We start from the raw sequence: 8,744 nt of genomic DNA, 5'->3' as shown, positions 1-8,744 counted from the left end.
CAAAACTGAGGTTGTTGTACGCGTTGGAGTGGGCCGCTGAAAGCGTCATGATAGGCTCCTGTGTATACCGATTGGCTTAATTGGCTTAATTGGCTTAATTGGCAGACTTAGGAGCTTTCAGGCTCGCGCATTGCCACTGGGTATAGCCATTTTCGTCTGACCGGTGAGCTCTACCAATCAGCACCTGGTTGTCAGGGCAGGTGTAATCGCTTTCGCTTTCCGCCACGGGGCCCTGCCATCTGGAGGGTATTACCTGTAACCGGTTTTCTGGTTTATTGCTGTCTTGGTAAAGTTTGCTGCATTGAATTTGCGATAATTGATTTTCATCGCCTTCATGGAAGCGCCCGACCATGACTTCATCTGGGTTGCAGGAGGCATAAATATATTCTTGTTTATTCTTGTCGTAATTCAAGGCGTCGGTGCAGGTTGTGAAATCGTCGTCGTCGTCCTCTTTTAGTCGGTAGCCACATTCCGGGAACTTGACGGTCCATGTGGATTTTTCTTGTACTATATCGCTGCCAAGTTTGGCGCACTTGTAATAAGTTTTTGCATTCTCATTACCCAGATGCTGGCGCCCCACCATTACGGTGCCTTCAGGGCAATCGAAGTCTTCGCTTTCGCTTTCTTTGCCGGCGTCGATCCAGTCTGAGGGTGTAGTAAATTTGACATCGACCGTTTCAGGGGTGCTAGGGCCTTCTGAAACGGTGACCTGCACGCAGGAAAGGTTGTAGCTGATTCGATCATTGGCCGTGGCGGAAGCGTTCTCGACTCTGAAACCCTTGCTGCGATTGTTCATGTTGTCCATGTTGGTGACGAACTTACCTTTATAGGCCATGAGTCCGCTGAGACTTTCCGAGACGAGCGTTGAACCAGCAAGCGTTGTTTTAAGTTCGATGGAGAAATTTTTATTGCTCTCCGGGTCGCGACGAGCATGATGTTCGCTGCCCAATTCGGTCGAGCAGTGATAATCATCGGTTAACACGATGCTTACTGCAGAAGGCGCCTTCTCGATTTCTATTGTGTCAACTCGAAGCGTGTAGCAAGGGGAGGCGGGGCTATTGATCTGGTATCGGATCGTGCGCCCCGCGGCGACACTGGGAATAGAAAGTTGACACGAACCGCGGCTGTCATTTTCTGGGTCTAGCACATCACCTGTTTTACCTCTGAGCGTAATTGTTCCCTCCCCCGCAGCCAGGGCGGAGCTGGTATGGGTCAATATGCCCATTGAAACGATGAAGACGGAGGAAAATAACAGCCCGCAGCGCAGGTGCCGTGAGGGATTTTTTATTCCGAATGCCATGGGGTTGTGCTCCTTTGATAGATAAGCGCGTGCCCTAGGGGCCGCAGCATATAAATAACGTACTTGCAGGTGATAAGGGCGCCTGATGCAAGGTTAACGAATGTAGAGGGTGTGGGCACCTGACAGTTTTGCTAGGTGGCTGACCTAGCATTTCTGACAGTAGGCAAACCAGTGGAAGCCTTGAATAATCAGGCGAAATCACTATCGCTTAGGGCGTTGCAATGAAAACGACGAACAGTAGGCCTGTGAGAGCAGAACGGCTCCCAATGCCTAATATTCCCGGCTTGACGGCCGACCATGAAGTGGATGTCGTGGGGCTGGGGGGGGAGGATCTTGATACTTATATAAAGTATGACGGCATGAAGGATGGCGATGAAATCCACGTGAGATGGGTGGGGGCCAGCCCTGCGGGGGAACCATTTGACGATATTGAGCAGATCATACCGGTCAGAGATCCTGACCCGCAGGGGCAGTTAATCAAGATCAGCAATCGCATTCTGAGCGAGGCGCTGGGTGGGACGGCCTACTATTCTTATTACATTAATGACGCTGAGCAGAATGAGTCCTTCCGGGTTTTTTGCAACATTGGTTTGCTTCCATCCGTTGAGCAGGCGCTCTCAGTGCCACTCATTCTTGAATCGCATAATCGAGTTATTGCGGTAAGCGAACTGGATGGTAGTGGTGCCAATATCTGGGTCGCACCCTATCAGACCATGGGCGAGGGCGATACCGTAACGTTGTGTGCAGAAATCCGCGACGAAGACGATGATCTCATACCGCCAGTACCGACGAAATATACGTATGTCTTGGAAAAGGAAGATGTAGGAAAAGTTCTGCGTTTCAGGGTGCCGAAGAATAAGTTTCGCGTTGGCGGTCGTGCGCAATTTTACTACCTGCTGAAGCTGGAGGGGCAAGCCGTTGAATTGAGATCTTCGGCTCAAGATTTCGAGATACGTGATAACTACTCTGCCCGGAAGGACGATGAGGCACTACTTGACCCACCAACGATCGACAGATACGCCGGTGGCCCACTCGATCCTGGGCGTTTTCCACAAGGTCTGACCGTTCGCATTCGGCAAGCACCGGGTGTGAAGGCTGGAGATGTCGCGCTGTTGTACTGGTGGAGTGGCGAAGCCGATAGCACTCAGGTGCAGAGCATTCACTTGGATGCCAGCAGTGTTGAAGGCAGTGAGATGCAATTTGTGATACCGCCCGATTCGCTGCGTGCCAGTGTTGACCTTGAGGTAAACCTCTTTTATCAGATCGCCCGCAAAGGCCGCGGCGTGACATCCCAGCGACTGCAGTTGATGGTGGAAAAACCCCGTAAATGGGTACTTCCTAATGTGGTGGGTGCGGCAGCAGAAACTGACGGTGCTGTTATCCCAGCCGCTAACGTGACGCTCGGGATGTTTGTCGACGTGCCGGAAGAGTTTGAGTTGCGTCCAGGCGAGAAACTCAGTGTGAATGCTGACGGTGATCCGGTACGTGGAAAGTGCATTGTCCTTGAGCATGAACCTGACAAGCCTCGCCGATTTCGGGTACCACCAACTGCCTTGGGTGCCAACATGGGGCGCGACGCCGCTGACACGAGCAAGCGCTTCCCGGTGAGATATCGCGTTGACGGTACTTCGGACTCTCCAGCCTTGGAGTTGCGTATACAACCGTTGCCGCGAACAAGTTATCCGCTGATTAGATGTGAAGAAGTGAAGCCGGGGGGGCTTTCGATCAAGTCTCTGGGCGAGAAGGATGCCACGTTGGTGCTACGGCGATGGACGTTCATAGCCGAAGGGCAACCGCTGACTATTGCACTGGTAGGGGTTAAAGAAGATGGATCGGCTTATGCACTTGACCTGCGTGCGGGGCGACCGGTAAGCAGTGAAGAGATTGAGAACATAGAGTTTACCCTACCGCTGCCGCTGGTTGAATTGAAAAAGCTGAAGGTGGGTCAACTGTTATACGTAAATGTGAGCGTACGATTTGATGATGTATCCGAAACATTGTTCCCATCGCTGGATTTCCAGATTCTCGAATGAGTGGCGACCGCTCAGTACCAGGAGGTACCATGAAAAAGCAAACTGTAGAAGAATTTATAACAAAAATGAAGGAAAAGCCTCAGACCTTTCGCTGGGATGCGGTGCTGGCGTTCGCCAGGGGTAAGACTAATCAGATAATGCAGCAAGACTATATCGATCGTTTTCACGCTAACGAGTCTTACCTGCCGTTAATCGACGATAAGGTCGAAACGGTTGCTGGCAGGATTTATCACTATCTCGAGAGTCTGCAGGTCACTACGCCAGTGTTGTCATTCATCAATGCCTCGATTGAGGATTCGATGGCGCGTTTGCAGTTGCGTAGTGTATCGGGGAAGATGATCGAGGCTGAACAGCCGCCGGGCACCACTCGGCGAGAAATCATGCGTGTCGCAATGGTTGATGGATTGGTTGGGCCGACGCTGCAGATGGATATTAAGCTCAAAGCGGTTACTGGTGGCGTGGGCAAGGCGGGTGAAGTCGTACTCGATATGAGTGCGGAAAACGTGCTTCAGAGCTATTTTAATGGTGTTGATAATGACATTCAGGCTGCGATTCTCGCGAAGCACTTGCAAAACTATATTGACGAAAATTTCAAAGAATCAGAAAAGGTCTACCCTCTGAGCCAGTTGAGGCTCAACGACGAGGATGCATTGCAGCCTGGGGTTTTCATCATCCGCACCCAGGCAGGTGACGAGGCAAATGTCTGGGGTAGCGACGGCTTTGAAGACGGGCTGGTCTTGATATTCGTCGCGCTGAAAGGGAACAAGGCGGGGGACGGTCCCAATAAAGACATGATGTACCTGTTGCCCAAGGGGGGGGAGTATACGAGCAACTTGGTACTTTCCAATGATCTGATTCTCAGGCAATTGTTTGTCCATGAGCTTGGCAAACGTGAACAGTTGAAAGGGGTAGAGTTCAAGCCGAGCACTAAACCGGGAGAGTTGGTGCGCGCCTACTATGCGACTAATGGAAGCATGCAGTACGCGTGGGAGTCAGATGGCTATGAAGAGTCAAATGTTTGGAGAGGGTTCAAGGTAGATAAGTTTGAATGTAAGTTTTCGAAATACGTAGCGGGGGACGATCAGCGTTTGCGTGCTGAAATTATTGGCGAAGATTTTGCCGTGAATTGGAGGGGTTCCACAGAGGAGTGTGAAGGGACCGGGCGTTACAGTCACCATCAAGGTACAGGATGGAGCAGTGTTTATTATGAAGGCTATTACATCTCGAGTTGGACGTTCAGTCAGCGTTTTCAGTGGTCATTGACATCCGTTGACGGGCGTAAACACATAGCGCTCAAGGCAGGGTCGGGTAATTACACCTTCGATACCGTACATCAGTGTGTTCGTGGAAGCGATAATGTAGTAGCCAGAGATGAATACAACAAGGGTCTGGTTAGCGTCAGGCAGGACATGCGTGAAAAGTTCGAATGGCTGCAGGAAGACCTCAGGGCCCTGGGTTTGGAGCTCGATGCCTTCCGGCTCAACGGGCTGCTATTCAGTGATGAAAGTGTTGTGGAGCCCGACGTCTTGCGGGTGCCCGGTGACATGTGTGTGTTGGGCAAACTGTCGGCTGCACGCACTGAATACACACTGACGCCCGCGATGCCCGTTGTCGCAGCGGGGGTGCCTTTCACATTCACAATTGAACCCGCCTCCAGCGGATTCCACTGGGATGTCGAAAATGTGCCTGGTGATACGGGAAATGCGGGAGAAATCGTAAATGGTGTGTATACACCACCGCCTGCCGAAAGTTTTGGGCACACGTTCAAGCGGGTGATTGTAACTGCCAGTAAAGGGGAGTGGACGGGCAAGGCTTTGGTCAACGTGGTAGCTACTCCGCTCTCGGTGTTCCCTTTGGTGGCGAGTGTTGCCACAGGAGCCGAGTTCACCCTATGGGCAGCATCAGTTGATGGAAAGGCATTGACGGCAACAGTCGAAGGTAATGCGGAAGGCGACGTGGTTACGGACGATGATCCTCTTGTACAACAGATCTGGAAGTATAAAGCGGAGATTAAGGTGCCTGAGGAAGGCTGGTCATCTCCTCTGGAGGACCTGCTGGATTACGTGTTGCGTGTGGACAAAGTGATGATCAAGAGTGCGTCCCACGGTGTTTCGAACGAAATAGCCATGATTGTTCCCTTGATGTCGGTAGGACAATACTTCGTCAAGGTCCAGGAGGCTAAGTCGAGAGGGGAAACGGCTGCATTGCAAATGGGACTTTGGACTAAGACATTCACCGGAGGTGAACGCCAGATACAACCTGAGGAAGTATGGTGGCGTTTGCTGGTGGGTAAAGGGACGCTTGACGAGAACACGGGAGTCTATACGCCGAAGGCAGGTGTACATGAGCATTATATCGCCGTTGCAGGGTTACATATTACGTTGGCCTACGATGAAGACGGCAAGGAGATAATTGACCTGCAGGCCTTCGGCTACAAGATCATTCCGGTGCCATTTGTTTCGCTGGAAAAATTGAACAGTATTCTCGGTGACGCAGCTCAGGAGGTGTCTCATGGCTAATGATATCGTGCAGGGTTCAAGCGCCAATATTGAAGTTGATTCAACGCTGGGCTGGGGTGCGATCTTTGGCGTGAGCAAAGCTGCCCTGGATCTGCAACTGCAAGAGCGGTTTCTTGAGCGCTATCGCCTGCAAAGCTTTTCACCTGCGTTCAATGATACCTTTGCCATCCATAATGGTGGCCGGCAATGGGCTGAGTTTTCCGGGCTGGTCATGGGGCCACCTGAGCTGGACTTCAGCAGAACAAACCAGCTGGACGACTGGGTCAATGCGCGCCTGGAGTTGATTACAGGCGACTTCACAGTGGTTACCAGGCTGCCCGGTCATCCGCCGTTGATCGAGTCCAGTTCAAACATCGTCAAGGGCATGGGGCTCTATCTACAAGCGCGGGTTCAGGTGAGCACTGCTGTCGATAGTGATAACGGCTACCTGACCGTGAACATTGACTGGTCCAGTGCCGAGCAATTCAGCTGCAACCTGGGGCGCACGGATTACGCCCAGCAAGTCATAGCGAATGCCTTGGGTAAGTGGCTCAAGACGATGCCGGTCAGCGAGTTGCTTAGCTGGGATCTTCGCGGTTACGGCGCTTTCGACCCTAATTATGTGAAGGTGCTGACACAACCCGCCCCCTGGACAGCGGAGCCTGATGCCGAGGGTGATGGCGCGGTGCTGTTGTTCATGCAATTGAACAGTGATGTCAAAGAGGGAACCCTGCCGTTGCCCAACGCTCCGTTACCCTATTGGTTGACGCGTGATGCGGGCCCGCAAGTGGCCATATTGGGCGCGGACTACATTGACAAGTGTGGCTACCATGCCACTGTCGCGGCTCAAGCACTGAGCCTGCGAAACCAGCGGCAACTTACCTGGAAGATGAAAGGCAGAAATGGTGTAACGCTGGGTAGTCTGGAAGACACCCCGGAAACACGTCGAGTCGAGCCTGCCTTGGCAACGCTTGCCGCAGGCAATACTCAGGCCTTTGCCTTGAAGGGTGTCGCCAATGCGGACTGGAGCGCGACCAATACCTACCTTACCAGTGCCAGCGGCAGCATGACCCAGGAAGGGGTTTACACCAGCAAGGCGTCGACGGAGTTTGTCAAGCAAACGCAACTGGTCCTGGTGGACGGGCAGAAAACTGGAGAGGAATCATCCGGTACAGCCTTGGTGGTGGAGGCCCGTGAGGCGATTCAGATCTACCCGCGGCTTGCAGTCTGGGAGCTCGGTCAGCCGGCGATCGAGATGCGAGCATCAGGAGGGAATGGCAAAACCTTGAAGTGGAGAGTGGTGGGTGAGGTATGGGGCGAGTTCGGTGCCTCGGAAGGTGCAGAGAATAGCTTTACGCCGCATATATCAGACACTTTTCTACCATTGGTTCGGCTACAGCAGTTTGAGGTTACCGATGGTGAGGTGACGGGCAGCGCCTGCGTGGTCATGATTGTCTGGCCGGCGGCCCGGGTGGTAACCCCGCATTACGTGCGCAGGGAACACACCACCGGCCCAATGGACTTCAAAGTTAGCTGGGGAGCAAAACCAGGCGTCAACCTTGACGGCTATAGATGGGAGGTTTTCGGAGACGGTCATATCGATGAAAACAGTGGGCGCTATACACCACCCGCAGCTTCGACAAGGTCCTGCAGTGTAGTCATGGCAAGCCAGGACGATCAGTTTACCGGTTACGCAATTATCGAGCACGGTACACGCACGGCCAAATCCATACAGCCGACCAGTTGGGTGGATTTGGACAAGTTCTATGTGAAGGCAACAGGGGCGGGCCGAGGGTATGCCAATGGCCTGCAGCAGATCGAGGTATTGGTAACCATTCAAACGAAGGTAAATGAAGGGGAACCGGACGTTAAGGTCAGCCCGGAAGACCTCAGTACGCTCAGGTTCTACTCGAGGGGTGGCAGCGAACTGCCAATTATTGAAGGCGATGTGGGCTTTACACCCCCCGAGGATAGTTCTGACCCAGGTTCCTGGAAAGTCAATTTGCTTCATAACCCTCGCTATGCAATGTTGACTGGCTCTGGCGCGGTGTCAGCTGCCGAGCTCCATAATGAACAGGCTACGGTGTATAAACGATACTATCTGCAAACGACGAGCGTGCTGGCGCAGGAGTTCTATGCTGTTTTTACCCGAGCGGCTGATGATATGCCTTTTAATTCGCAAGTCGTATCCTCAGATAATGGGGTGGTCAAGCTCCAGGGGGTGGAGCGTCCGGCTTATTCAGTTGACGCTTACACTGTCGGGGTCACTCGTGTTGATCAGGACCCGAATGGTCAAATTTATGACGGTGATACGTTCAGTTACATGGAGTGGACGAAAGATAGCTACCGACTCAACCTGCAACGGCAAGGCGTGCGTATTCCATTTGTAAGTGTGGTGCTGGGCCCCGATGACAATAAATCCGCCGTACGCTGGGAGTCAGAGCAATTCTCTGAAGGAGGCGTAAGTTATACGTGCTTTGCCTTGGGAGGCAGTGAGTCAAATGAGAAGTTTACGTTGTCTGGGTGGTTGCAGCGGTTGAATGCACAGCGCCGTGTTCAGTTGAGAGATGATTTTGCAGACCATCAAGGGCCTGCACGGGGTGAGTTTATGGTGGGCCTGGTTCGGCTGTCGAATTTTTCGTACCGTCATCCGGAAGATAGTCTTGAACTCTATGAGATACCCGAGGGGTTGGATCGGCCATTCAAGTTCATGCTTGTAGATAATGAAGGTAATCGCCACTACCTTCAATTCAATTACGAAGTGGGTGCTCATCGGCGCAACAAACTGTTACTTGAATTGCAGTCGGGTGTGAACTAGCTAAGTTCGCCCCGCGCTTCCTACACGAGCAGAGTTTATTTGTATGAATAGCCAACCGATCGTCCATTCGAATGCGTTCAATTTTTTAAGTTTCC

Annotated in this window: 4 protein-coding genes; 3 read left to right on the top strand and 1 reads right to left on the bottom strand. The window is 52.4% G+C overall.

From position 1 onward, the window contains the following. Positions 1-94: 94 nt before the first annotated feature. Positions 95-1,300, bottom strand: coding sequence for a hypothetical protein (locus J5M58_RS25440; RefSeq protein ID WP_207880055.1), 1,206 nt, complete (start codon positions 1,298-1,300; stop codon positions 95-97). A gap of 266 nt (positions 1,301-1,566) precedes the next feature. Between J5M58_RS25440 and J5M58_RS25435 the strand changes: the two genes are divergently transcribed. From J5M58_RS25435 to J5M58_RS25425, 3 genes are read left to right on the top strand one after another with little or no spacing between them, the layout of a single operon-like run. After that, positions 1,567-3,333 (top strand): hypothetical protein, encoded by a 1,767-nt coding sequence (locus J5M58_RS25435; protein WP_207880053.1) that lies wholly within the window; start codon positions 1,567-1,569, stop codon positions 3,331-3,333. Positions 3,334-3,362: 29 nt separating this feature from the next. Next, a complete protein-coding gene (locus tag J5M58_RS25430; RefSeq protein WP_207880051.1) occupies positions 3,363-5,852 on the top strand; it encodes a hypothetical protein in 2,490 nt (829 codons plus the stop codon). After that, positions 5,845-8,649: a hypothetical protein gene (locus tag J5M58_RS25425; RefSeq protein WP_207880049.1), complete on the top strand. Its 2,805-nt coding sequence runs from the start codon at positions 5,845-5,847 to the stop codon at positions 8,647-8,649. Before J5M58_RS25430 ends, J5M58_RS25425 begins: the two co-directional genes overlap by 8 nt. Positions 8,650-8,744: the final 95 nt, after the last annotated feature.

Source organism: Pseudomonas sp. 32_A (assembly GCF_017490905.1).
In the GTDB taxonomy this organism is placed as follows: Bacteria; Pseudomonadota; Gammaproteobacteria; order Pseudomonadales; family Pseudomonadaceae; genus Aquipseudomonas; species Aquipseudomonas inefficax.
The sequence above is the reverse complement of the archived record's forward strand: the minus strand, read 5'-3'. Positions and strand labels throughout refer to the sequence as shown.